Source organism: Pseudomonas sp. FSL W5-0299 (genome assembly GCF_005930655.1).
GTDB lineage: Bacteria > Pseudomonadota > Gammaproteobacteria > Pseudomonadales > Pseudomonadaceae > Aquipseudomonas > Aquipseudomonas mandelii.
The window spans coordinates 295686-321400 of the sequence record NZ_RXHX01000001.1; the positions used below are offsets into that span (position 1 = coordinate 295686).

The window sequence follows — 25715 nt, forward strand, 5'->3', positions numbered from 1 at the left end:
TTTCCTGAATTTACCGATGGTGAGTGTCGCCAGCCGGTCGCTGAAAATGGCGGACCTGGATCTGGAAACCATTACGTAAGCCTACATAGAGGCTTTCCCCGGGAACGAGTCCCGCAGCGGTGGCCCAACGGGCCAAATCGTCCTGTTCAAACCCCAACCACAGATCACCGCAGGCCTCCCTGGCCCAACTCTGGTTGTGGCTACATAACTCTGTCACGAGCAGGCTACCGCCCGGTTGCAGCAAGTCGGCCATGTGCTTGAGCGCTTCGGCCGGCGCGGCGAAATGGTGCAGCACCATGTTCAGTACAACGCAATCGGCCTTGAGGCTCACGCCATTCAATGCATCGGCCAGTTGCAGGCTGACGTTAGCCAGCGTTTCACGTTCGCAGACCTGGCGCGCCAGTTCGAGCATCGCCGGGCTGTTGTCCAGCGCCGTGACCTCGGTGAAGCGGCGCGCCAGTTCCGGCAGAAACTCACCGTCGCCGGGGCCGACTTCAATGGCCGTCGCGCCGTCTCTGAAACTCAGCTTGTCGAGCAGCGCCACCACGCTTTCGCGGTATTGCGGCAGGCCGGCGATCAAGTCTTGCTGGGCACGAAACTTCTCCGCCACCCGTGAGAAAAAGTCCTGGCTGGCCGCCGCTCGTTGTCCATGGACCTGAGCGATCCGCGACTGCACATCGGCCGGCAACGTCAGGTTGTCCACTTCTTCGAGCAAGGCGGCGTGCAGCTTGCCGCCCAGCAGGTCGGTGTGGGGCAGGGCGCGACGGTAGAAAATCGCGTTGCCTTCACGGCGGGTCGCCACCAGGTCGGCCTGGGCCAGGACCTTGAGGTGGTGGCTCATGCCGGACTGACCGATACCGAAGATCTGCGCCAGTTCCAGTACGCCAAACGAATCGTTGGCCAGCGCGCGCAATACATTCAGCCGCAGAGGATCACCGCCGGCCTTGCACAGGGCCGCCAGCTCATCGCAATCGTCATGTTGAATGGAAGGCACGCGTAAATTCATAAGGCCAGCAGTCTAGTGACGCTCAGAAATCACCGCAAGGGCAATATCAAAAAGTTTTGATATTGGTCGATAGATGGCACTTCCAGACGTTAGGTTCAGTCAACAAACGAACTGCAGAAAGGTTTCATCAGTCGAAACCGCTGTTAACAATTGGAAAAACGCCTCCAGATGACTATCTGTCATTGCCCCGAGGCGGGTGGGTGAGGGAAAATGCTCGCCTTTTTTCCGTTTCGTTTTATTCACTCTCGATACAGAACCCGCAGGAGAACAGCGATGCCCAGCCGTCGTGAGCGTGCCAACGCCATTCGTGCCCTCAGCATGGATGCCGTGCAAAAAGCCAACAGCGGCCATCCCGGTGCCCCGATGGGTATGGCGGATATCGCCGAAGTACTTTGGCGTGACTACCTGAAGCACAACCCGAGCAATCCATCGTTCGCCGACCGTGACCGCTTCGTGCTGTCCAACGGTCACGGCTCGATGTTGATCTACTCGCTGCTGCACCTGACCGGCTACGACCTGTCGATCGATGACCTGAAAAATTTCCGCCAACTGCACAGCCGCACCCCGGGTCACCCGGAATTCGGCTACACCCCGGGCGTTGAAACCACCACCGGTCCTCTGGGCCAAGGCCTGGCCAACGCCGTCGGTTTCGCCCTGGCTGAAAAAGTCCTGGCGGCGCAGTTCAACCGTCCTGGCCACAATGTTGTCGATCATCACACCTACGTGTTCCTGGGTGATGGCTGCATGATGGAAGGCATTTCCCACGAAGTTGGTTCCCTGGCCGGTACATTGGGCCTGGGCAAGCTGATCGCTTTCTACGACGACAACGGCATCTCCATCGATGGCGAAGTCGAAGGCTGGTTCACCGACGACACGCCTAAGCGTTTCGAAGCCTACAACTGGCAGGTGATCCGCAACGTCGACGGTCATGATCCGGAAGAGATCAAGACCGCGATCGAAACCGCGCGTAAAAGCGATCAGCCAACCCTGATCTGCTGCAAGACCACCATCGGTTTCGGTTCGCCGAACAAGCAAGGTAAAGAAGACTGCCACGGCGCCCCATTGGGTGACGCGGAAATCGCCTTGACCCGTGCCGCGCTGAAATGGAACCACGGTCCGTTCGAAATCCCGGCTGACATCTATGCCGAGTGGGACGCCAAGGAAGCTGGCCGCGCGGCCGAAGCCGAGTGGGATCAGCGTTTCGCTGCCTACTCTGCGGCTTTCCCTGAGCTGGCCAACGAACTGGTCCGTCGCCTGGGCGGCGATCTGCCAGAAGACTTCGCGGAAAAAGCCTCGGCTTACATCGCCGAAGTTGCGGCCAAGGGCGAGACCATCGCCAGCCGTAAAGCCAGCCAGAACGCACTGAATGCCTACGGCCCGCTGTTGCCTGAACTGCTCGGCGGCTCCGCTGACCTGGCCGGTTCCAACCTGACCCTGTGGAAAGGTTGCAAAGGTGTTTCGGCTGAAGACGCCAGCGGCAATTACATGTACTACGGCGTTCGCGAATTCGGCATGAGCGCGATCATGAACGGCGTGGCCCTGCACGGCGGTCTGGTGCCTTACGGCGCCACCTTCCTGATGTTCATGGAATACGCCCGCAACGCCGTGCGCATGGCGTCGCTGATGAAGAAGCGCGTGGTGTTCGTCTACACCCACGACTCCATCGGCCTGGGCGAAGACGGCCCGACTCACCAGCCGATCGAGCAACTGACCAGCCTGCGCAGCACACCGAACCTCGACACCTGGCGTCCAGCCGATGCCGTTGAATCGGCCGTTTGCTGGAAACAGGCCATCGAGCGCAAGGACGGCCCTTCGGCGCTGATCTTCTCGCGTCAGAACCTGCAGCATCAGGAACGCAGCGCGCTGCAGATCGTTGATATCGCCCGTGGCGGTTACGTGTTGAAGGACTGTGCAGGCGAGCCTGAGCTGATCCTGATCTCCACCGGTTCGGAAGTCGGTCTGGCGGTTCAGGCTTACGACAAGCTGACCGAGCAAGGTCGCAAGGTGCGTGTTGTTTCGATGCCGTGCACCAGCGTGTTCGATGCCCAGGACGCCGGCTACAAGCAAGCGGTTCTGCCGTTGCAAGTCAGCGCCCGTATCGCCATCGAAGCCGCGCACGCGGACTACTGGTACAAGTACGTGGGCCTGGAAGGCCGCGTGATCGGCATGACCACCTACGGCGAGTCGGCGCCTGCGCCTGCCTTGTTCGAAGAGTTCGGCTTTACCCTGGAAAACATCCTGGGTCAGGCTGAAGAGCTGCTGGAAGACTGATCCAGAAGTAGCGTTATCGGGGCTGAAGTCTTCGCGGGCAAGCCTCGCTCCTACAAGGGATCGCGTTGTTTTCAAGACAACCGAAGACCTGTAGGAGCGAGGCTTGCCCGCGAAGGCGGCAGTCCTGGCAACCTCATTCCCAAGCGTCATCGAGAACCCCATGCCTCAACCGCGTCCTTACAAAGTTGCACTCAACGGCTACGGCCGGATTGGTCGTTGCGTCTTGCGTGCGTTGTTTGAGCGAGGCTCGGCGGCCGGGTTTGAAATTGTTGCGATCAACGATCTGGCTGACATGGCCAGCATCGAATACCTGACACGCTTCGACTCCACTCACGGGCGCTTTCCCGGCGAAGTGCGAGTGGAGGGCGATTGTCTGCATATTAATGGTGACTGCGTGAAAGTCCTGCGCAGTGCCACCCCCGAAGGCATCGATTGGGCGTCCCTGGGCGTCGATCTGGTGCTGGAGTGCTCCGGCGCTTACCACACGCGTGCCGATGGCCAGCGTTTCCTCGACGCCGGCGCACCCCGCGTACTGTTTTCCCAGCCGATGGCCAGTGAGGCGGATGTCGACGCCACCATCGTCTACGGCGTAAACCAGGATTGCCTGACCGGCGACGAGCTGCTGGTGTCCAACGCGTCCTGCACCACCAACTGCGGCGTTCCGCTGTTGCGCCTGCTGGATCAGGCCATTGGTCTGGAATACGTGTCGATCACCACCATTCACTCGGCAATGAACGATCAGCCGGTCATCGACGCCTATCATCACGAAGACCTGCGCCGCACGCGTTCGGCGTTCCAGTCGGTGATTCCGGTGTCCACTGGTCTGGCACGTGGCATCGAACGCCTGCTGCCGGAACTTGCCGGGCGAATTCAGGCCAAAGCCGTGCGGGTGCCGACGGTTAACGTGTCTTGCCTCGACATAACGATGCAGACCGTCAGCGACACCGACGCCACCGAGGTCAACCGGATTCTGCGCGAGGCTGCCACCAGCGGCCCGCTCAAAGGCCTTCTGGCCTACACCGAGCTTCCCCATGCAAGCTGTGATTTCAACCATGACCCACATTCGGCCATCGTCGATGCCAGTCAGACCCGAGTTTCCGGCCCACGGCTGGTGAACATCCTGGCCTGGTTCGACAACGAATGGGGTTTTGCCAACCGAATGCTGGACGTTGCAGAACACTATCTGCAAACAGCTATTTCCAAAAAACAGTAACCCAGGAATTGCGACCCATGACCGTGTTGAAGATGACCGACCTCGATCTGCAAGGTAAGCGCGTACTGATCCGCGAAGACCTCAACGTCCCAGTCAAGGACGGTGTTGTCACCAGCGATGCGCGAATCCTGGCTTCGCTGCCGACCATCAAGCTGGCCCTGGAAAAAGGCGCGGCCGTGATGGTCTGCTCGCACCTGGGTCGTCCGACCGAAGGCGAATTCTCGGCCGAGAACAGCCTCAAGCCAGTCGCTGACTACCTGAGCAAGGCCCTGGGCCGCGAAGTGCCGCTGGTCGCCGATTACCTGGGCGGCGTTGACGTGAAAGCGGGCGACATCGTGCTGTTCGAAAACGTGCGCTTCAACAAAGGCGAGAAAAAGAACGCTGACGAACTGGCCCAGCAATACGCCGCCCTGTGCGATGTGTTCGTGATGGACGCCTTCGGCACCGCTCACCGCGCCGAGGGTTCGACCCATGGCGTGGCCAAGTTCGCCAAAGTCGCCGCCGCTGGCCCGCTGCTGGCAGCTGAGCTGGACGCACTGGGCAAAGCCCTTGGCGCCCCGGCCCAGCCGATGGCTGCCATCGTTGCCGGTTCCAAGGTCTCGACCAAACTCGACGTCCTGAACAGCCTGAGCCAGATCTGCAACCAGCTGATTGTCGGCGGCGGTATCGCCAACACCTTCCTGGCCGCTGCCGGTCACCCGGTCGGCAAGTCGCTGTACGAGCCGGACCTGCTGGACACCGCTCGCGCCATCGCCGCCAAGGTCAGCGTGCCGCTGCCGGTCGATGTCGTGGTGGCCAAGGAATTCGCTGAAAGCGCGACCGCCACCGTCAAGCTGATTGCTGACGTGGCCGCCGACGACATGATCCTGGATATCGGCCCGCAGACCGCGGCGAATTTCGCCGAGCTGCTGAAGTCGTCCAAGACCATCCTGTGGAACGGCCCGGTGGGCGTGTTCGAATTTGACCAGTTCGGTAACGGCACCAAAGTGCTGGCCCAGGCCATCGCGGAAAGCTCGGCGTTCTCCATCGCTGGCGGCGGCGACACCCTGGCTGCCATCGATAAATATGGCGTTGCCGACCAGATCTCCTACATTTCTACCGGCGGCGGCGCGTTCCTCGAGTTCGTGGAAGGCAAGGTCTTGCCTGCCGTTGAAGTCCTGGAAAGCCGGGCCAAGGGCTGAGGTCATTCATTTGGCCACGCAAAGGAGTGTTCTCATGGTCAAGCCATTAGCGCTGTTGATCGCCGCGGGTATGCTGGTGGCTTGCGGGAGTAACCCGAAAGCCAAGCCGGAACCTGCGCCGCAGTCAGTGGAAAAAGGCTGCTACCAGGCCGACTGGCAAGCGGAAACCAACCCGGTGATCAACAAGCGTTCCGGGCCTGATGGCCTGGAGAAATACGAGACCCAGACCCCGGCCAAGGAACATGGTTGCCCTTGACGGGTCAGACACTTTACTCAGGGCTGGCGGCGTGCGCCGTCAGTCGAGGAACATGGATGAAAGGTTTTATCGCCGTTACGGCGTTGGCATTGCTGGCCGGTTGCTCGAATTTCAACCTGTTCAAGCCTGCCGAATCGACGGACAACTGGACCACCTGGACCTGCGACAGCCAGGCCAAAGTGCTCTGGCGCTACACCGACGACAGCCGCAAGGAAGTCGACGTGCGCCTCGGCGGGGCCGATCAGGTCTACCGCTTGAAGCTTGAACCGGGCGCCGAAGGTTCGCTGTACAGCAACGACATGCTGGCGTTTCACGTAAAAGGTGAGGAAGGCCTGGTGTACTGGGTCGCCACCAATGATTTGATTGGCCGCGGTTGTAAAGCGCAGTAATTGACACACCACAGATCCAATGTGGGAGCAGATCCAAATGTGGGAGCGAGCCTGCTCGCGAAAGCGGTGGATCAGCTTGCATCAAGATTGAATGTGAAACCGCATTCGCGAGCAGGCTCGCTCCCACAGTGGATCTGTACAGGTTCTCAAGATTTGAGCAACACCGAATTCGCAGCCCGGGCCAACCCCCGATCTGCAATAACTTGAATAGCCGCCGCCGCTCCGGCAGGCTGGCACGATTAACGACCCAAACCGGGAGAGACACACACAATGGCACTTATCAGCATGCGCCAGATGCTGGACCACGCAGCCGAGTTCGGCTACGGCGTTCCAGCCTTCAACGTCAACAACCTTGAGCAGATGCGCGCCATCATGGAAGCCGCTGACAAGACTGACTCCCCGGTGATCGTCCAGGCCTCGGCCGGTGCTCGCAAATACGCCGGCGCACCGTTCCTGCGTCACCTGATCCTGGCCGCCATCGAAGAATTCCCGCACATCCCGGTGTGCATGCACCAGGACCACGGCACCAGCCCTGACGTCTGCCAGCGCTCCATCCAGCTGGGCTTCAGCTCGGTAATGATGGACGGTTCCCTGGGCGAAGACGGCAAGACCCCGACTGACTACGACTACAACGTCCGTGTCACCCAACAAACCGTGGCCATGGCTCATGCCTGCGGCGTCTCGGTAGAAGGCGAGCTGGGCTGCCTGGGTTCGCTGGAAACCGGCATGGCCGGTGAAGAAGACGGCATCGGCGCCGAAGGCGTTCTGGATCACAGCCAGATGCTGACCGACCCGGAAGAAGCCGCTGACTTCGTCAAGCGCACCCAGGTCGACGCCCTGGCCATCGCCATCGGCACCAGCCACGGCGCGTACAAATTCACCAAGCCACCTACCGGCGACGTGCTGGCCATCGACCGCATCAAAGAAATCCACAAGCGCATCCCGAACACCCACTTGGTGATGCACGGTTCTTCTTCGGTTCCGCAAGAGTGGCTGGCGATCATCAACCAGTACGGCGGCGACATCAAAGAAACCTACGGCGTGCCGGTTGAAGAGATTGTTGAAGGCATCAAGTACGGTGTGCGTAAGGTCAACATTGATACTGACTTGCGTCTGGCTTCGACGGGTGCGATGCGTCGTTTGATGGCTACCAATCCTAGCGAGTTTGATCCGCGTAAGTTCTTTGGCGCGACTGTGACTGCGATGCGCGACGTTTGTATCGCTCGTTACGAAGCATTCGGTACCGCTGGCAACGCTTCGAAGATCAAGCCGATCTCGCTGGAAGCGATGTACCAGCGTTATTTGAAGGGTGAGTTGAACGCTAAGGTTAACTAACCCTGAGTGTTTGAATAGCATTAATAAAAAACCCGCCGAGAGGCGGGTTTTTTGTTTGTAAGTAACTCGTCTAATTCGATTTTCCTGATCTCGATAATTTTCATCTGGTGCAATATTGACTTTGTAATGGTTTTTAAATAGGCGCGTTGATCTTGGCATTTGCGCGATGGTATATGTTTTGTGCTATTTGTTATTTCGAAATCGTATAAAAAACTGTAATTTTTTACAGGTGATCCGCAGGCTGTTTTTGCCATATCTTTCATATGCCGTATCCGAGGAGCGAGCGATATGGGTAAACCCATGCAGTTGCTCTACTGATTTGCAATTATGGAGATTAATATAATGTTGAATGGAACATATGAAGGCGGTGGTGGTGATACCAAAGCTATTTTGAAGATCACAGACTCCGATGCCAATCGCGATATTATAAATGTCGGAACATATGAGTATGGGGGGAGGGTCTATGACGTTAGGGGTAATTTTTATTATATGAGTCAGCCAAACACGAAGGTTGTTATTAACCTGACATTGGCATCCCGTGATGGCTCTCCAGATTTTGAAATGAAGTTAATGTCCCCCGATAAAACTTATTCACTGCTGCAAGGTACCGTTTCGTATTTCGGCGGCGGTGCCGCCGTATTTAGTGCAAGTCTTGGTAAGACAGCATAAGAAGGAAGAGTAAAAATGGGACAGATTTTGGATCTGTCCCCTTTGTTTGATTTTATCAAATAAATTTTTCTCTTTTGTTACCTTTGTTAGGATAATGTTGCGGAGAATCATATGAGAGTCGATGTAACTTAAAGGGGACAGATTTATTTAATAATCGTCACCGGCGTTCTTCTGTTCGAGTCGTTTTGCAGGTCTGCCTTGAACTCGATGTGAGATTCGCAAACCGGTGATTTTTTCAATCTCATCTGTGAATCGGGGATTGCCCGTCAGCTGTCCGCGCTGAAGGGCGCCTCTGATCAACTGCAACTCTGTGGAAGGAATCGTTTGTTCCATAAATGAGGTATAGCGGGCAAGGCGCTCGGCGTGAGTGTTGCCCAGTTCGGTAAAGCAAAGATCTTCATCAAGCCAATGATTTCCGGCTGCTTCGTTGAGGCGAAGGTGCAGACTCGACCAAGGGTAATCCTGTGCACGCTGTACCATTTGCGCTCGCGCCGGATTTAGCTCGATGTATCGACTACAAGCCAGCAAATAGGTGTCGGTCTGAACCACGCTGGATTTGTATCGGCTCTCCCACAAGGTTCCGGAGCGTCCTTCCAGCTTGTTGCGATAGCGCGTCATGCGGCCTGCCAGGCCTTTCATCAATTGTCCGAGACTCGCAACGGAGTTACCTGGTGCGAGTAGTAGATGGACATGATTGGTCATCAAGCAGAAGGCATAGACTTTAACGTCGTATAGCGTTTTGAGCTCTCGGAGGTCGTCGAGATAGCGTTGGAAGTCGCCCGGCTCGGCAAACACTACCTGCCTATTGTGGCCTCGTTGCACGACATGATGCGGATAATTGGGTAAAACAACTCGTCCCATTCTGGGCATATAGCCTCCTACGTCCTTGTAGTGATGGGTGAAGCATAGCAGCAAATAATCGATTAAATAAATCTGTCCCCTTTGTTTGCTTCGAGTTGTCGCTTGCTTTTTAGTTAACTCCGTTATCGCAAAAATGTATAAAAAACTGTCATTTATTACAGGTGATTTAATGCTGGCTGCCGCCTATTGTTTAATGCGTAACCGAGAGAAAAGGAAGGGAGGTGTTAAATAAATCTGCCCCCTTTCTTTGAAACATAAGGCTGGTCGGTTTCTTTTTACTATTATTGAAGGAGAGCAGGGTCATGGAAAATAGTAAATTTGGCGGGAGTAATACTCAACTTTCTATTCCGGCTCGATTGAGTTTGCTGAATGGCGGGGAGCGGATTGATGTAACTCTGAAAGATGGCACCACATTGTCAGGTGTTTTTGTTTCGTATGAAGATAATAAGCTGAAGTTGACGTTGGTTGGCACTGGTCATGATAAAGAGATCTTAGGAGGAACTATAAAGGACCTGCGTGTTCCGCAGATAACAGCAAAAGCGAGATGAAAGTCAGGGCGCGCTGCGGGCCGGCTGTGAGTATTTCGGTCCGCCATGATTTTTATCTTGATTTAAGTAAAAACCCGCAGTGGTGCGGGTTTTTATTGCCTGATTTTTACTGCTGCTTAGGTGTATCAAATCCGCGCTGTTCAATGACCCCAAAAACGTCGGCGACGTCCTGAACCATGATCCGGGCAATGTTGGTGACGGTGTTGATGTCGTTCTCGGCGTAGTCCGGCAGGCTGGTGCACGCCATCAGATTCAAATATTTGAGGACGGCGTTGAGGCGTTCGCTGACGCAGTTGTGGAGTTCGCGTAATGGGGCGTCGTTGTCGATGAGCAGCACGGGGTAGTCGGGTTCGCAGACCGAGGATACGAGGAACCCGGCAGACCCGAAGGTCTCCCACACACAGCCACCATAACAAAGGAGGGCGAGCGTTTACGTGCCCCTTTTTTCGAGGCGCTAGGTTACTACACGTATCGTCAGGGCTGCGAAACCCTATCGCTAACAATGTCAGCGACAGGCCAACTTTAGAAGACAGCGATTCGGGTACCCGCAACCGGACTGTAGGACGTGTATGCGGTCATTGTGGCAAGGGCACTCGTTCCCATTCGGCGACGTGGGCGCCGTGAATCGGTGGCGTGGTGTGTCTGTGGGAATCAGGTGGCAGGATTTGGGGCTACTTCGTAGCCCAGCGGGAGCAAGCTCCCTCGCCACAGTCAGAGGCGTCCTACGCGTTTTTCGGACGATGTAGCAGCTGTCGAGATTGAGAGGACTTCATCCTCGAACGCAGCCTCGCGTTGCTCGACAACTGCTACAGGGGCAGAGGTGTTCTTACTTATCGTGATCAATATCCAACTTGCTGAACGTCACTTTCCCACCTTCGCTGGTGTACCCGGTGTGGTCTTGCACATAGACCCCGGCCTTGAAATACAGCGGCTTGTCCCGCCACGTCGCGCTGATGTCGGTGTCCCACTGATACCCCGCCGCACTGATGCCCAGCGCGCCGCCCGGGCTCAGGTGGATGAGGTAGGAGAACTCCCGGTCAAGTTTCACCCCGGTGGCGATGGTGATGATCCGGCCTTCGTCGTCATCCGGGCGCATGCGCACCTTGGCGACGATGTTGCCCGATTGCGTGCTGGTCTTGTACTGATACTCGAGCTTCACCATGGGTTTCTGGCTTTCATAGGCGTGGATCTGGCCGATGACGATTTTGCCAGTGCTCGGTACCTGGTTGACTGCGAGGGTGGCGCGCAGGGAGTTGTCGGCGTCCGGGTAAAGCCAGTTTTTCAGGGTGCCGTTGCTGTAGGTTTCGCGCAGTTCGGTGCGGGGGTATTTTGCATTTGCAGTTTTGGAGCCGGTGACCGGGGACCAGAAAAACAGGGTGCCGGTGTCGGAGTGGAAGTATTGATCCTTGAAGCCGTTCACCAGTTTGGGGGTGTCAACGGTGTACGGCGGACTGCCGACAGGAACACTAAGGTTCCAGGTTGCGAGATCGATCATAGTCAAAAGCTTCCACGATTTTTTTTGCTGCACGCCCGTGCCAGAAGCTCTGGCGCGGGCCTTGGGGGCCATCCTTATAAGCGTAGAAGTTCAATTTGTTAATGCGAAAATGACAGATGGATGGCGTCAAAATCCTGTCAAAAGGCCATCTTCCCCGGTTTCAGGGGGCTGTAGAAGCGACCGTTAGTCGGCAAATGTACGTGATGGTTAAATGATGGCGCACTGGCAGCTTCTGCTTTTGCGGATCCCGGTCTAGAGTGAAGGCTCAGTATTTGGCCGGTTTTCACGAGAGACTGGCCTGACGCCCCGAAATAAGAGAAGCAGCATGGAATGCGCGCACCCCACGCCAGCTGAAGGCAGCTCGATCCTTTTAATCGTCGATGATTACCCTGAAAACCTGATCAGCTTGCGCGCGTTGCTCCAGCGCCAGGATTGGCAGGTCATTACCGCAGCTTCCGGTTTCGAAGCGCTCAGTCTGTTGCTCGAACACGATGTCGACCTGGTGCTGCTGGATGTGCAGATGCCGGGCATGGATGGTTTTGAAGTGGCGCGCCTGATGCGCGGCAGTCAGCGAACCCGACTCACACCGATTATTTTCCTGACCGCTAACGAACAGTCCCAGGACGCCGTGATCAAGGGCTATGCCAGTGGTGCGGTGGATTACCTGTTCAAGCCGTTCGACCCGCAAATTCTCAAGCCCAAAGTTCAGGCGTTGCTCGAGCATCAACGCAATCGCCGTGCCTTGCAGCGCCTGAGCCACGATCTGGAGGTCGCTCGCGCGTTTAATGCCTCGGTGCTGGACAACGCCGCCGAAGGCATCCTGGTGGTGGGTGAGGACGGTGTGATCCGCTTTGCCAACCCGGCGATGTCCCGGTTGCTCAATGCCACGGTGCAAGACCTGCAAGGCAAAGAGTTTCTGGATTTCCTGCAAAAGCCGCACATCCCGGTCTGGGCGGACTCTGACTTTTATACCGGTTACCGGCGCGGCGAAACCCTGCGCCTGCACGACGCGTTGCTGCGAACGGCGCCCGGCCAGCAAGTGCCGGTGGCGCTGTCTTGTGCGCCATTGCCTAGCGAACAACATGCGATGGTGGTGACGGTGCTGGATATGTCGGTGGTGCGCCATCTGCATCAGCAACTGGAATTCCAGGCGGTGACGGATCCGCTGACCGGGCTGCTCAATCGTCGCGGTTTCTACCAGACGGTGGAGAATCTGCTGTTGCGCGGTGAACGGTCCGACAGCGCCTGGGTGCTGCTGTACCTGGACCTCGACGGCTTCAAGCGCGTCAACGATTCCCTCGGACACGATGCCGGCGACCGGGTGCTGCGCTGGGTGTCCGAGCAATTGAAAGCCTGTCTGCGGCCCTTTGACATTCTGGCGCGCATGGGCGGCGATGAGTTCACGGCGCTGCTGGATCTGGAGTTCCCGGAGCAAGCGGCGAAGATCGCCGAGAAACTTATTGAGCGGGTGTCGATCTGTCAGCAGATTGATGGTCTGGATATCGCCTTGGGCGCCAGCATCGGCATCGCCACGTACCCGGATTGCGGTTCGAACCTCGACGGCTTGCTGCGTGCGTCGGACATTGCCATGTACGAAGCCAAACGGGCCGGCCGTCAGCAATACCGTTTCTACGATCACGACATGAATGGCCGGGCGCGCTCGCGGCTGATGCTCGAAGATAGCGTGCGCACCGCCATTGAGAACCGTGATTTCAACCTCGTGTATCAGCCGCAGGTGGCGATAGACAGCGGGCAGATTCGTGGTTTCGAAGCGCTGCTGCGTTGGCAGCACCCGAGCGTCGGTGACGTGCCGCCGGGGCTGTTTTTGCCGTTGCTGGAAGAGGCGCGGCTGATCAGTCGTCTGGGCAGCTGGATTTACCATCGCGGGGCCGGCCAGCGCAAAGCGTGGGAAACCTTGTTTGCCGAAGACCTGGTGCTGGGCGTCAGTTTGAGCAGCACCCAGTTCGGCATGCCCAACCTGGTCACTGAATTGCGCCAGGTGCTGGAGCGTCACGGCTTGCAGCCGCGTTATCTGGAAGTCGAAGTGACGGAAGAAGCGTTGATGCAAAACCCCGAAGAAACCCGCAAGACCCTGCGCTTGCTGCGCAATCTTGGAGTGCGGGTGGCGCTGGATGACTTCGGCTCCGGACCTTGCTCACTAGCGCATCTGCGCGATCTGGAACTGGACACGCTCAAGTTTGATCGGCATTTGATCGCCCGATTGCCGGCGTCAGAACGGGACGCGGCGCTGGTGCGCAATGTGATCGACCTGTGTAAGCAATACGGGATGCTGGTGATTGCCGAAGGGGTGGAAACCATCGCGCAATATGAGTGGCTGCAAGCCAACGGCTGCCAGTACGTGCAAGGTTTTCTGGTGGGGCGGCCGATGATGGCCGAGGATGCCGGCGACTTTGTGACGCCGTTTGACTGGAGCGCGCTGATCCGCTGAATTCGCTACACTGGCGACCTTTTCGTGATTCGTGTTGCCGACCCTGATGACCGCGTTGAAGTACCTCCAGGCCTATCCCGCTGCGTTGCAGGACCAGGTGCGCCAGCTGATCACCGAAGGTCGGCTGGGCGACTACCTGAGCAAGCGCTACCCGGAAAAACACGCGGTGCAGAGCGACAAGGCGCTGTACACCTTCGCGCTGGACCTCAAGCAGGAATACCTGCGCAACGCGCCGGCCATCGACAAGGTGCTGTTCGACAACCGCCTCGACCTGACCCATCGCGCCCTTGGCCTGCACACGACAATCTCGCGGGTGCAGGGCGGCAAGCTCAAGTCCAAGAAGGAAATCCGGGTGGCCTCGTTGTTCAAGGAAGCACCCTCCGAGTTTCTGAAAATGATCGTCGTGCATGAGCTGGCGCACTTTAAAGAGTCGGATCACAACAAGGCGTTCTACAAGCTCTGCGAACACATGTTGCCGGGGTATCACCAGGTGGAATTTGATCTGCGGGTGTACCTGACGTGGCGGGATATGCAGTAAAGGGAGTGTTTGAATGGATGTAAGCAAGACCAAGAGCAGCTTTTATCGCCGGTTGTACGTGGCCTACCTGATCGACAGCGGGTTGGCCAGCAGCGTCCCGGCGCTGACCGAAGCAACCGGCATGCCCCGGCGCACGGCGCAGGACACAATTGCCGCATTGGCGGACCTGGACATCATTTGCGAGTTCGAGCAGGAAGAGGGCGCGCGCAATCATGCGGGGCGCTATCGGATTCGCGAGTGGGGGGCGATTGATCGGGGGTGGATCGAGCGGAATCTGCGGCAGATTAAAGCGGTGCTGGAATACCCGTGATTTGTGGCGTTGCCGATGACGCCTTCGCGGGCAAGCCTCGCTCCTGCAGGTGCGGTGAAATCCCTGCAGGAGCGAGGCTTGCCCGCGAAGAGCCCCTTAGGGGCGACGCATCCCGATATGCGGAATGTCATCCTCCAGAAACTCCTCACCCGACACCACAAACCCGTACCGCCCGTAATACCCCTGCAAATGCGCCTGGGCCGAAAGATAGATCGGCACCTCAGGCCAGCGTTTCGCGGCCTGCTTCAACGCCTGGGCCATCAACTCGTGCCCCAGCCCGGTGCCACGGGCGCCAGGCGCGATAATCACCCGCCCGATCACCACGTCGCCGCCCTGCGTTTCCGGGTCGAGCAAGCGCAGATAGGCCACCAGCCGATCCCCGTCCCACGCCATCAAATGGCAGGTGTCCCCTTCCAGATCCTGGCCATCGACATCCTGATAAGCGCATTTCTGTTCGACGACGAACACTTCTGCGCGCAACTGGAGAATGGCGTACAGCTGCTCTTTCCCCAGATCGCTGTGGTGTTTGCAGACCCAATCGATTGTCATCTTCACTTTCCTTGAGCAACGTCCTTCGGATACTAAGCGTCCCGGCGATATATGTCTTTATGACGGAGCAATCTGTGACGAAGGCCAAAATGCCATCATTCATTTCTCGCGGCACTGTCTTCTTTGTGTAATCTGCGATTGAGCGCAGTGCAGTGGCTTCAATGAGCTAATGTTGAGTACTTGGGTGCTGATACATGTGTCTTGGAGTTTTGGCAGAAAAATGCGTCGGGCAGCCCGCCCGCTAAGGATTTTCTAGCATGCCGCGATTGCATCGAGCGTTTGCTTTGATCGTGCTGCTGTTGCTGACACAGAGCGCGGCAGCGGAGAAGCTGCGTCTGGTCGCCGACGCCTGGCCACCGTTTACCGACGCCACGCTGGTCAACGGTGGCTTGGCCACTGACATTGTCAGCACTGCGCTGGCACGGGCCGGTTACGCCAGTGATTTCGAGCAGGTGCCCTGGGCGCGAGCGTTGCTCGGCGTCGGTGAAGGCCGTTACGACGTGCTGGTCAACGCCTGGTACACCGACGAGCGCACCAAGCTGGGCCAGTTTTCCGGCGAATACCTGCTCAACCGCGTGCGTTTTCTCAAGCGTAAAGACGCGCCCATCGAATACAACAACTTGCAGCAATTGCACACTTACCCGATTGCAGTGGTGCGCGGTTATGCCTATTCACCGGAATTCGATGAGGACGTGTCGTTGCAGAAAGTCCCCGTGCATAACTTCGCCATGGCCGTGCGCATGGTCGCGGCAGACCGGGTCAAGTTGACGCTGGAAGACGAATACGTCGCCCGTTATTACCTGGCTCGGGAATCATCCAAGGTGCGCAATGCCGTGGAGTTCCTGCCCAAGGCATTGAGCGAGAACAGCTTGCACATATTGGTCAGCCTGAAAAATCCGCAGCATGAACAGATCGTCGCCGGTTTCGATCGCGAGATTGCGGAGATGAAGGCTGATGGCAGTTATGAGCGGTTGATGAAGCAGCATGGGATGTAAGCTTCGGTGTGGCTGATGGCCCTATTGCGAGCAGGCTCGCTCCCACAGGATTTGCACCGAATCTGTGGGAGCGAGCCTGCTCGCAATGGGGCTCGCCCAGTCACTACAGATCTCAGGCTTCGCTGGTGTCCTTGATCAGATGCGCCGCCAACGTCCGCAACGGCCCCAACTGCCGGCAGATCAACGCCAACTGCGTCTGTACCAGCCGCTGCCCTTCATCGATCTCATCCGGCATTTGCTCCAGCTCATTGGCCAGCGCCTCTTCGGCATCGCTCTGAATTGCAATTGGCTGTTTGCTCGCCAACCCTTGGGCGATCTCGTCGATGCTGGCCGCCAGGCTCACGCCCGCGCCGTCGATCAAATGCTCGCGAACATCCGCTGGTAACTGGGTTTCACGGTGCGCACCCAATCCCGACAAGTAGCTGAGCAACGTGTGCGACAGCACCAGGAAGCGAAACCCGACATCCGCTTCCTTACGGAAATGCCCTGGCTCCATGAGCATGTTGGCCAGCGTCGTCGACAATGCCGCATCAGCGTTGTGCGCATTGCGTCGCGCCAGGCGATAGGCCAGGTCGTCGCTTTTGCCGGCGGCGTATTGCTGCATGATCTGGCGCAGGTAAATGCTGTTGCAGGTCAGGGTATTGGCCAGCACTTTGTTCAGGCGTCGGCCCTGCCAGTCCGGCAGGAACAGGAACACCGCGAGCCCGGCGATCAAGCTGCCGAGCAAGGTGTCGAACAGCCGCGGCAGGAACAGCCCGTAACCATCACCGACCTGATTGAAGCAGAACAGCACCATCAAGGTAATCGCGGCGGTTGCCAACGTGTAGCGCGTGGTGCGGTTGATAAAGAACACCACTCCGGCTGCGATCGCGAAGCACGACTGGACCAGCGGATTGGGGAACAGATCGAACAGCGCCCAAGCCACCGTCAGGCCAATCGCGGTGCCGATGATCCGTTGGCCCAGTTTGCGTCGAGTGGCGCCGTAGTTTGGCTGGCAGACAAACAGCGTGGTGAGGATGATCCAGTAACCTTGCGAGGGGTGAATCAAGTGCACCATGCCGTAGCCGATGCTCAAGGCCAGGGGCAGGCGCAGTGCATGGCGGAACAGCAGCGAGGTCGGCGTCAGCTGCGTGCGCAAGCGAATCCATACATCCTTGAGGTTGCGCGGCGAGCGGTCAAGCAGGCTGCTGTCGGTGGCGTCGGCCAGGGCGTCGGGGTTGCTGGCGTCGCTGAGCAAACGGTCGAGGGTGCCGAGGTTGGCGGCCAATGCCCGCAAAGAGCGCAACAGACCGCGCCAGGCCGGGTTGCTCTGGATGCGCAGGTGTTCGATGGAGGCGTGCAGGTCGCTCAACGCTTCGGCGAAGCTGGCGTCATAGATGAACGGCTGGCGCATCTGGATCGATTCTGCCAGCGCCCGGCAGGCTTTGCCTTGCTGGCGTAGCAGACGCTGGCAACGGAACAGCACGTCGCTGTGAAAGAACGCCTCGGCCAGCGCGTTGTAAGGGTAGTGCGAAGAACTGGCGCGCTCGTGGATGTCCTGAGCGAGGAAGTACAGCTTGAGGTAGCGGCTGACTTTCGAACCCGGTCGTCCATTGCCGACCCGGTGCAGGATAATTTCCTTGGCAGCGTTGAGCGCCGCGACAACTCGACCGTTTTGCTGCGCCAGTTCCAGTCGGCGTGCTTCCACGTCCATCTGCCGAATCGGCTCGAACAGCGACGATTTCAGCTTCAAGTAAAAGCCCAGTTCACGGAACAACCGAGCCAGGCTCTGCTGCACCGGCTGGTTGGAAAACATCGCCTGCCACAGCACCGAGAGCAAGCCGTACCAGGCGGCGCCGGCCACCAGCAGCACCGGTTCGTGCCAGAAATCGGTGACCGCGCCGCCGCGCTGATCCACGCCGATCATGGTGTAGACCGACAGAATCAACGTCGCCGAGGCAATCGCGCCATAGCGTTCGCCGAGGGCGCCGAGCATGGTCAGGCCGAAACTGGCGAGGGCCAGGGCGATGACAAAAACGATGGGGTAGGGGAACAGCAATTCGACGGAGAGGGCGGCGACGCTGAAGCACACCAGCGTCACGGCCAGCGCGTTGAGGCGGCCCTGCCAACTGTCGTCGGTCTCGGCCAGGGCGCTGGCGATGATCCCCAGGAACAAAGGGATCAGAAGCCCCATTTCATCCTGATACCAACAGACGGCCATGCTGCCGGTCAGGGCGATGAACACCCGCACGCTGTAGCTGAATTTATCCAGCGCCCAGAGACGGCGCAGCGACTGACGAAATGAGGTCGATGACATGAAGTGCGAAGGCCTTCCGAGGCAATGCCGCTAAATTGAGCCAGTAATGACGCCGACGCAATGGCGCCGATCACATCTGACAGCAAAATCTGTTCCTTGATTGTTCAGTGTTGTCTGTTCGGACGCCTTCGCGATCCGACTTGCCCGCGAAGAACGATGACGCGGTATATCAGACGTACTGCGCGGCGGCATAACCCGAGGCCCAGGCCCATTGGAAGTTGAAGCCGCCCAGGTGTCCGGTGACGTCGAGCACTTCACCGATGAAATACAGGCCAGGGCTTTTCAGCGATTCCATGGTCTTGGATGACACTTCATGAGTGTCGACACCGCCCAAAGTCACTTCCGCAGTGCGATAGCCCTCGGTGCCGGCAGGAACCACTTTCCAGCTCGCCAGTTTTTCGGCGATGTCGGCGATTTCCGCGTGGGTGTATTGCTTCATCGGTTTGGAGACGAACCAGTTGTCCGCCAGCAAGTTGGCCATCTTCTTGGTGAAGATTTCGCCAAGCAGGGTTTTCAACTCGCTGTTCGGGCGTTCGGCTTGCTGCTGTTGCAGCCAGCTCGGCACGTCGTGGTCCGGCATCAAGTTGATCTCGACCGTGTCGCCGGATTCCCAGAACGAGGAAATCTGCAAAATCGCCGGGCCACTGAGGCCGCGATGGGTGAACAGGATGTTCTCGCGAAAGCTCTGGTCGTTGCAGCTCACCAGGCAATCCACCGATGTGCCGGACAGCTCGGTGCACAGTTCCTTGAGCTGATCGGTGATGGTGAACGGCACCAGGCCGGCACGGGTCGGTAGCAGGTCGTGACCGAACTGCTTGGCGACCTGATAACCGAAACCGGTGGCGCCCAGGGTCGGAATCGACAGACCACCCGTGGCGATGACCAGGGATTCACAGGTCAGTTGACCGAGCGTCGTGTCGAGCAAGTAACCGCTTTCGAGCTTCTCGATGGTCTGGATCGAGGTGTCCAGGTGCAGGCTGACGCCGACCTGATCGCATTCGGTGAGGAGCATCTCAAGGATGTCGCTGGATTTGTTATCGCAGAACAGTTGGCCGAGTTTCTTCTCGTGATACGGCACGCCGTGCTTGGCGACCATGCCGATGAAATCCCACTGGGTGTAGCGCGCCAATGCGGATTTGCAGAAGTGTTCGTTTTGCGAGAGGAAATTGCCCGGTTCTGTGTACATGTTGGTGAAATTGCAGCGGCCACCGCCCGACATCAGGATTTTCTTGCCGGCCTTGTTCGCATGGTCGAGCAACATCACCTTGCGCCCACGCCCGGCGGCGGTCAGCGCACACATCAACCCTGCGGCGCCAGCGCCAATGATCACGACTTCGGTAGAGCGCAAAACGGTGTCCTCACACAGGAGCTTATATTGATCGTTCCCACGCTCTGCGGGGGAATGCCGCCATGGACGCTCTGCGTCCGCTCTGTGACGCGGAGCGTCACGGGATGCATTCCCACGCGGAGCGTGGGAACGATCAGGCAGGGGGGAGTTGCGGCGTTCTTAGAGGATACGAACGCGCAACGAACGGCCTTTGATCTTGCCGTCGTTCAGACGCTGCAAGGCTTGCTTGGCGATCCCGCGTTCAACAGCCACATATGCCTGGAAGTCGAAAATCGCGATCTTGCCGACCTGAGCGCCCGGAATACCGGCATCGCCCGTCAGTGCACCCAGAATGTCGCCCGGACGCACTTTGTCTTTACGGCCTGCGCCGATGACCAGCGTGCTCATCACCGGCAGCAGCGGTGCGCCACCCTGGGATTTGAGGTTGTCCAGCTGATCCCAGCTCAACGGCGACTTCTGCAGGAGCTCGATGGCCTGGGCGCGGTGCGCTTCGGACGGCGCGACCAAGCTGATCGCAATGCCTTTCTCGCCAGCACGACCGGTACGGCCGACACGGTGAATGTGGATTTCCGAGTCGCGGGCCAGCTCGACGTTGATCACCATGTCCAGCGCATCGATGTCCAGGCCACGAGCGGCGACGTCGGTGGCGACCAGTACCGAAGTACTGCGGTTGGCGAACATGGCCAGCACCTGGTCACGGTCACGCTGTTCCAGATCGCCGTGCAGGCCGACGGCGGAGATGCCTTTGGAGGTCAGGTGATCGACGGTTTCCTGAACCTGCTGCTTGGTGAAGCAGAAGGCGACGCAGGACGCCGGACGGTGATGCGCGAGGACTTTGACCACCGCGTCCATGCGCTCTTCCGGGGAGATTTCGTAGAAACGCTGCTCAATCTGCGTGTCGTCGTGGAACGCTTCGGCCTTCACGATCTGCGGGTTACGCATGAATTTCGCCGCCAATTGCTTGATGCCCGTCGGATAGGTGGCGGAGAACAGCAGGGTCTGGCGACGTTCAGGGCTCTGGGCGATGATTTCTTCGATGGAATCGTAGAAACCCATGTCGAGCATGCGGTCGGCTTCATCGAGGATCAGCGTGTTCAGGCCATGGAGAATCAGCGAACCCTTGCGCAGGTGCTGCTGAATCCGACCAGGAGTGCCGACGATGATGTGCGCACCGTGCTCCAGCGAGCCGATCTGTGGGCCGAAAGCCACGCCGCCGCACAGGGTCAGGACCTTGATGTTGTCTTCGGCGCGGGCCAGGCGACGGATTTCCTTGGCGACCTGGTCGGCCAACTCGCGAGTCGGGCAGATGACCAGCGCCTGGCAACCGAAGAAGCGCGGATTGATCGGGTTCAGCAGGCCGACACCGAAGGCGGCGGTCTTGCCGCTACCGGTCTTGGCCTGGGCGATCAGGTCCATCCCCTTGAGGATCACCGGCAAGCTTTGCGCCTGGATCGGCGTCATCTCGGCATAACCCAAAGAGTCGAGGTTAGCCAGCATGGCGGCGGATAGCGGCAAAGTATTAAAAGCGGTGGCAATGGTGGTCACGGGACTGGCCTGCAAAACAAAATGTCGCGCAGTGTATCAGTCCCATGGCCATTCGCCCGTAGTTTCCAGACGAGAAGTCGCCGAGCGCAGGCACTTATCGTCTGGAAACTAAGGCTCTATGTGTTCTTCCGGGCTTCTGACGCGCCGTCCGTCTTCCTTTGAGAGCTGGGAGAAGATCGTCGCGGCCAGCATCGCCATGATTCCGACCGTCACAAACGTCAGCTGGAACGCACCCAGCACCGTGTCCACGCCATCGTTGCCGATCTCTGCGGTAAAGCCGCCGAGCAACGCGCCGGCACAGGCAACGCCAAGGCTCAGGGACAATTGCGCGACCACCGACAGCAGGCTGTTGCCGCTGCTGGCGCTGGCGTCGTCGAGGTCGATCAGGGTCACGGTGTTCATCGCGGTGAACTGCAAGGAGTTGATCGCGCCGAGAATCGCCAGCATCCCCAGCAGCAGCCAGTACGGCGTCTGCTCGCTGACCAGGCCCATGCTCGCCAGCATCAGCCCCAGCGCCAGGGTGTTGCCGGTGAGCACGATGCGATAGCCCAGGCGCTCAATCAGCGGACGCGCCACCGATTTGGCGACCATCGCCGCAGCGGCCAGCGGCAACATGCTCATCCCGGCTTGTGACGGCGAATAACCCAGCGCCACTTGCAGCAACAACGGCACGAGGAACGGCAGGGCGCCGCTGCCCAGGCGGGCGAACAGGTTGCCGAGGATGCCCACGGCAAACGTCCGGGTCTTGAACAGCGACGGCGCGAACAGCGGATTATCGATGTGCCCGGCGCGCAGCCAATACGCCGCCAGACACGCCATGCCGCCGAACAGCAGCAACATCACCCGCAAGTGCGGCAGGTGCAGTTCACCGAGGCCTTCCATGGCGATGGTGATCAGAATCATCGCCGCGCCGAACAGCAAAAAGCCCAGGCTGTCGAAACGCGTGCGTTCAGTGCCGCGCAGGTCGGGAATGAACTTCCACACGGCGTAGCAGCCGATGGCGCCCACCGGCAGGTTGATCAGGAAGATCCAGTGCCAGGTCAGGTATTCGACCATCCAGCCGCCCATGGTCGGGCCGATCAACGGGCCGAGCAGGCCGGGAATGGTGATGAAGCCCATGATCCGCACCAGCTCCGAGCGCGGATAGGCGCGCAGCACCACCAGCCGCCCGACCGGCAGCATCAATGCACCGCCCAGGCCTTGTATCACTCGGGCACCGATCAGCATGCTCAGGGTGCTCGACAAGGCGCAGAGCAATGAGCCGAGGCTGAACAGCAGGATTGCGCCGAAGAAGATTTTCTTGGTGCCGAAGCGGTCGGCGATCCAGCCCGAGGCGGGGATCAGCAGCGCGACGGTGAGCATGTAGGCAATGATCACGCCCTGCATGCGCAGCGGATCTTCGGCCAGATCCCGGGCCATGGCAGGCAGGGCGGTGTTGAGGATGGTCCCGTCGAGGGACTGCATGAAGAAGGCGATGGCGACGACCCACGGCACCCAGCGGGCGGTGACAGCGTCGAGAGGCGGACGGTTGGGCATGGGACCTCGTGTGAGTCGGAGTTAATGATCGTTCCCACGCTCCGCGTGGGAATGCAGTCCGGGACGGTCCGCGTCCCTGCCGAAGCGGACGCGGAGCGTCCATTGAGGCATTCCCACGCAGAGCGTGGTCACGATCGGTGTCAGAGGGTCAAGGTCAGCTTGCTGATCAGCGCCCCCGGCAACAACGCCGAGGCTGTGGCCCGCTGGCTGTAGGTGCTGGCCGACAACATAAGCTCACGCTCCACGGTCAACGCTTCCAGTTGGGAACCAAGCAGACTGTAAGCACTGTCATCAAAGCGCATGGTGCTCACCGGCGCCTGAATCTCGCCGTTCTCGACCCAGAACGTCGCGAATCGCGTCATGCCGGTCAGGCGTGCCGCCGGTTGGTCCGAGTAGTTCAGGTACCAGAGGTTGCTGATGTACAGACCGGTGCCCAGTTGCTTGAGAATCTCTGCATCGGGCAGCGTACCGGCGGCCATGTTCACAGCACTCGGCATTTCACCGCCGCTGGCGCCATTGGCGGTCAGACCGTATTCGGCGGCACTGCGTGAACTGACCATCTGCGCGCCCGCCTTGCCTTCGACGATCAAGCCAAGATCGCTGCGCGGATAACCTTCGCCCGAGAACGCCGGGCTCAACGAACCGCTGACCTTTTCATCAACCGACACCAATGGGCTGAACGCACTGTCGCCCGCATACAGCTTCTGCAACGGGCTGCTTTTGGTGGCAATCGACTGTGCCGAGAAACCGCCCCAGCCCAGCATGTCCATTATTTCTCCCAAGGCTGCCGGTGCCAGATAGGCGCGGTACTGACCGGGCGCCAGGGTGCGTTGCGGTCTGCCGAGGAATGCCAACTGCTCACGCGCCTGCGCAAAGCGCTTGGCAAAACCTTCGCTGTTCCAGTAGTGCCCGGCGTAACTGGCTTTCACCGCTTGGCCGTTTTCATGGACCAGACTGAAATCAAAGTTGAAGCTGTTGGCCTGATGCCAGCCAAGCGCCCCCGAAGAACTGGCGAAACCACGACTGATCGGGCCGGCGGCGTAGAAGCCGACCAGATCCAGCCCCTCGGCGGCCTGGGTGATTTCGGCCACGACCTGCTCGGTGTCCGGCAGCGGATGCTCCTGCACGTTCTTGCTCTGCCAACCGTTGTGGTTGAGCAGCAGGTAGGGATCCTGCGGCAGCAGCGGCAAGGTTTCGCGCAACTGTTGCAGACCTTCGGCCAGGCGCTGAAGATCGACCTCCTGATCGCCGGCCAGCGTGATGTTGAGGTCAGCATGCCGACCCTCGTTGATCAGCTTGAAACCGACGCTCGCCTGCTGCACCTGGCCGGCCTGACGCACCTTGGCGTGGTTGAAGCGCACGAAGGCCGAGGATTCGGCGGCGTAACTTAGAGTGAACTGTTCCGGCTCGCGAATCGCATCACGCAGCCAATTGACCAAGGCCTTGAACGCATCGGCCTGACTTTTTGAAGTACTCATCAGGCATCCCCCCCAAACACATCAACGTTGCTGAACACACAGGCCGGCGAGGCATGGCCGACGCGGATCACCTGGTTCGGTTCGCCCTTGCCGCAGTTCGGTGTGCCCAGGACCTTGACGGAGTTGGCATCGCCAACGGCGCTGAGGTTTTTCCAGAATTGCGCGGAAATCGCCCGGTAGTTCGGGTTCTTGACCACGCCTTTGAGTTCGCCGTTTTCGATCAGTTGGCCCCATTCACAGCCGAACTGGAATTTGTTGCGGGCATCGTCGATGGACCAGGACCGGTTGGTGCTCATCAAGATGCCGTGCTTGATGTTGCCGATCATCTGCTCCAGCGGTTGATCGCCGGCCTCGATGTTCAGGTTGGCCATGCGATCGATCGGCGGACGGTTCCAGCTGCAGGCGCGGCTGTTGGCCACGCCATCCATGCCCGCGCGAAACTGCGACAGCGCGCCGCCCAATGGGCGCAGCAGCAAGCCTTCTTTAATCAGGAATTGTTTGCTGGCAGCAGTGCCGTCGTCGTCATGGCCATAGCTGGCCAGCTGTTCGGGAATCTCCGGGTCGAAGGTCACGTTCAGCAGTTTCGAGCCGTACTGCAGGCTGCCGAAGTCTTCTGCCTTGACGAAACTGGTGCCGGCGTAATTGCGCTCGTCACCGAGGATGCGGTCCAGTTCCAATGGGTGGCCAATCGATTCGTGGATTTGCAGCATCATCTGGTCCGGCATCAGCAACAGGTCACGCGGGCCTTTCGGGGTGTTCGGCGCCAGCAGCAATTGAAGCGCCTGATCGGCGATTTTCGGACCGGCACCGACCAGGCCGCAGCGGCTGATCACATCAAAACCGCCCTGTTGACCGAAGTTCTCGCGGCCCAGGGTTCGGGTCTGGCTGTCGTTGCCGTCGTAGGCCGTGACTTCCAGGCTCGGGTAGACGAACCGCTGGGCCTGGCGCAGTTCGGCACCGGCGTTGCTGAGGTAGATCTGTTCGACATGGGTGATGCCGATGCTCACTTCCCAGTTCACCAGTCGCTCGTCCTTGGGCACGGATGCGGATTCGGCGCCGAGCAGTTGGTAGCAATCGCTCAGGGAAGGGAAGGGCTGGTCGAGGTTCGGCGAAAAGTAGTCGGCGCGGTCGCTGGAGACCACCTGTGCGCTCAGATCGAGCAGGGCGTGGGGCTTGAGTCGGCGGGCTTGTTGCTCGGCCTTCTCCAGTGCGGCTTGCAGGCCTTGTTGCGACAGGTCGTTGGTCGCGGCGTAGGCTTCGACGCCGTTGACACGCACGGTCAGCATCGCGCCTTCGTCACGGCTCAGGCTCGGAGGTTCGGCGACATTCTTGCGCACCGACAGGTACTGGCCGGACTCGCGTACATAACGCAGCGAAAAGAATTCAGCGCCCGTGCGCAAGGCAGCGAAGCGCTGCTTGAGCTGGGGGTGGAAATCGAACATTCGGG

At 59.0% G+C, this 25715-nt stretch carries 23 protein-coding genes; 12 read left to right on the plus strand and 11 right to left on the minus strand.

The features are described from left to right. Positions 1-10: 10 nt before the first annotated feature. A complete protein-coding gene (locus tag FHL16_RS01465) occupies positions 11-1006 on the minus strand; it encodes an ArsR/SmtB family transcription factor (protein ID WP_010466932.1) in 996 nt (331 codons plus the stop codon). 273 nt (positions 1007-1279) lie between these two features. Between FHL16_RS01465 and tkt the strand changes: the two genes are divergently transcribed. The 7 genes from tkt (at position 1280) to FHL16_RS01500 (ending at position 8320) form a co-directional block, all read left to right on the plus strand. Then, the gene (gene tkt, locus FHL16_RS01470) at positions 1280-3277 is read left to right on the plus strand and encodes a transketolase (RefSeq protein WP_077747249.1); all 1998 of its coding nucleotides are present in this window, start codon (positions 1280-1282) and stop codon (positions 3275-3277) included. Between the two features lie 160 nt (positions 3278-3437). Then, the gene (gene epd, locus FHL16_RS01475; protein WP_010466935.1) at positions 3438-4490 is read left to right on the plus strand and encodes an erythrose-4-phosphate dehydrogenase; all 1053 of its coding nucleotides are present in this window, start codon (positions 3438-3440) and stop codon (positions 4488-4490) included. A 17-nt stretch (positions 4491-4507) separates the two neighbouring features. Continuing rightward, positions 4508-5671, plus strand: a complete 1164-nt coding sequence (locus FHL16_RS01480) for a phosphoglycerate kinase (RefSeq protein WP_077747250.1) — start codon at positions 4508-4510, stop codon at positions 5669-5671. Between the two features lie 34 nt (positions 5672-5705). After that, positions 5706-5927 (plus strand): hypothetical protein, encoded by a 222-nt coding sequence (locus FHL16_RS01485; RefSeq protein WP_010466937.1) that lies wholly within the window; start codon positions 5706-5708, stop codon positions 5925-5927. A 56-nt stretch (positions 5928-5983) separates the two neighbouring features. Then, positions 5984-6316 carry an MliC family protein gene (locus FHL16_RS01490; protein ID WP_077747251.1) on the plus strand — a complete coding sequence of 111 codons (333 nt, stop codon included), beginning with the start codon at positions 5984-5986 and terminating at the stop codon, positions 6314-6316. Positions 6317-6586: 270 nt separating this feature from the next. Further along, positions 6587-7651 carry a class II fructose-bisphosphate aldolase gene (gene fba, locus FHL16_RS01495; RefSeq protein WP_007913760.1) on the plus strand — a complete coding sequence of 355 codons (1065 nt, stop codon included), beginning with the start codon at positions 6587-6589 and terminating at the stop codon, positions 7649-7651. 342 nt (positions 7652-7993) lie between these two features. Beyond that, complete coding sequence (locus FHL16_RS01500) at positions 7994-8320, plus strand: hypothetical protein (protein WP_077747252.1); 327 nt, start codon at positions 7994-7996, stop codon at positions 8318-8320. 147 nt (positions 8321-8467) lie between these two features. Here FHL16_RS01500 and FHL16_RS01505 read toward each other — a convergent pair whose 3' ends face one another. Next, the gene (locus FHL16_RS01505; RefSeq protein ID WP_077747253.1) at positions 8468-9190 is read right to left on the minus strand and encodes a transposase; all 723 of its coding nucleotides are present in this window, start codon (positions 9188-9190) and stop codon (positions 8468-8470) included. 293 nt (positions 9191-9483) lie between these two features. Here FHL16_RS01505 and FHL16_RS01510 point away from each other — a divergent pair, with 293 nt between their 5' ends. Next, entirely contained in the window at positions 9484-9729 is a 246-nt protein-coding gene (locus FHL16_RS01510; RefSeq protein ID WP_077747254.1) for a hypothetical protein, read from the plus strand. 106 nt (positions 9730-9835) lie between these two features. Here FHL16_RS01510 and FHL16_RS01515 read toward each other — a convergent pair whose 3' ends face one another. After that, entirely contained in the window at positions 9836-10129 is a 294-nt protein-coding gene (locus tag FHL16_RS01515; RefSeq protein WP_077747255.1) for a fructose-bisphosphate aldolase, read from the minus strand. 426 nt (positions 10130-10555) lie between these two features. Further along, positions 10556-11224, minus strand: a complete 669-nt coding sequence (locus tag FHL16_RS01520; RefSeq protein ID WP_077747256.1) for a polysaccharide lyase family 7 protein — start codon at positions 11222-11224, stop codon at positions 10556-10558. Positions 11225-11549: 325 nt separating this feature from the next. On the opposite strand from FHL16_RS01520, the gene FHL16_RS01525 reads away from it, so the two are divergent. The 3 genes from FHL16_RS01525 to FHL16_RS01535 are packed head-to-tail and all read left to right on the plus strand — an operon-like array spanning position 11550 to position 14521. Beyond that, positions 11550-13673 (plus strand): putative bifunctional diguanylate cyclase/phosphodiesterase, encoded by a 2124-nt coding sequence (locus FHL16_RS01525; protein ID WP_077747257.1) that lies wholly within the window; start codon positions 11550-11552, stop codon positions 13671-13673. A gap of 46 nt (positions 13674-13719) precedes the next feature. After that, the gene (locus tag FHL16_RS01530; RefSeq protein WP_010466956.1) at positions 13720-14211 is read left to right on the plus strand and encodes a M48 metallopeptidase family protein; all 492 of its coding nucleotides are present in this window, start codon (positions 13720-13722) and stop codon (positions 14209-14211) included. A gap of 13 nt (positions 14212-14224) precedes the next feature. After that, entirely contained in the window at positions 14225-14521 is a 297-nt protein-coding gene (locus tag FHL16_RS01535; protein ID WP_010466964.1) for a winged helix-turn-helix domain-containing protein, read from the plus strand. Between the two features lie 96 nt (positions 14522-14617). On the opposite strand, the gene FHL16_RS01545 is transcribed toward FHL16_RS01535, so the two are convergent. After that, a complete protein-coding gene (locus FHL16_RS01545; RefSeq protein WP_010466969.1) occupies positions 14618-15070 on the minus strand; it encodes a GNAT family N-acetyltransferase in 453 nt (150 codons plus the stop codon). Between the two features lie 257 nt (positions 15071-15327). On the opposite strand from FHL16_RS01545, the gene FHL16_RS01550 reads away from it, so the two are divergent. Then, complete coding sequence (locus tag FHL16_RS01550; protein ID WP_010466971.1) at positions 15328-16065, plus strand: substrate-binding periplasmic protein; 738 nt, start codon at positions 15328-15330, stop codon at positions 16063-16065. A gap of 112 nt (positions 16066-16177) precedes the next feature. On the opposite strand, the gene yccS is transcribed toward FHL16_RS01550, so the two are convergent. The 6 genes from yccS to FHL16_RS01580 form a co-directional block, all read right to left on the minus strand. Continuing rightward, positions 16178-18361 (minus strand): YccS family putative transporter, encoded by a 2184-nt coding sequence (gene yccS, locus FHL16_RS01555; RefSeq protein WP_010466973.1) that lies wholly within the window; start codon positions 18359-18361, stop codon positions 16178-16180. A 169-nt stretch (positions 18362-18530) separates the two neighbouring features. Continuing rightward, on the minus strand, positions 18531-19709 hold the full coding sequence (locus tag FHL16_RS01560; RefSeq protein ID WP_077747258.1) for an NAD(P)/FAD-dependent oxidoreductase: 1179 nt from the start codon (positions 19707-19709) through the stop codon (positions 18531-18533). Positions 19710-19868: 159 nt separating this feature from the next. Next, positions 19869-21206, minus strand: coding sequence for an ATP-dependent RNA helicase DbpA (gene dbpA / locus FHL16_RS01565; protein WP_229801809.1), 1338 nt, complete (start codon positions 21204-21206; stop codon positions 19869-19871). Positions 21207-21362: 156 nt separating this feature from the next. Beyond that, a complete protein-coding gene (gene mdtD / locus FHL16_RS01570; protein ID WP_010466979.1) occupies positions 21363-22790 on the minus strand; it encodes a multidrug transporter subunit MdtD in 1428 nt (475 codons plus the stop codon). Positions 22791-22930: 140 nt separating this feature from the next. Next, positions 22931-24268 carry a TldD/PmbA family protein gene (locus FHL16_RS01575; protein ID WP_077747259.1) on the minus strand — a complete coding sequence of 446 codons (1338 nt, stop codon included), beginning with the start codon at positions 24266-24268 and terminating at the stop codon, positions 22931-22933. Continuing rightward, entirely contained in the window at positions 24268-25710 is a 1443-nt protein-coding gene (locus FHL16_RS01580; RefSeq protein ID WP_077747260.1) for a TldD/PmbA family protein, read from the minus strand. The genes FHL16_RS01575 and FHL16_RS01580 overlap by 1 nt, the downstream gene beginning before the upstream one ends. Positions 25711-25715 lie beyond the last annotated feature (5 nt).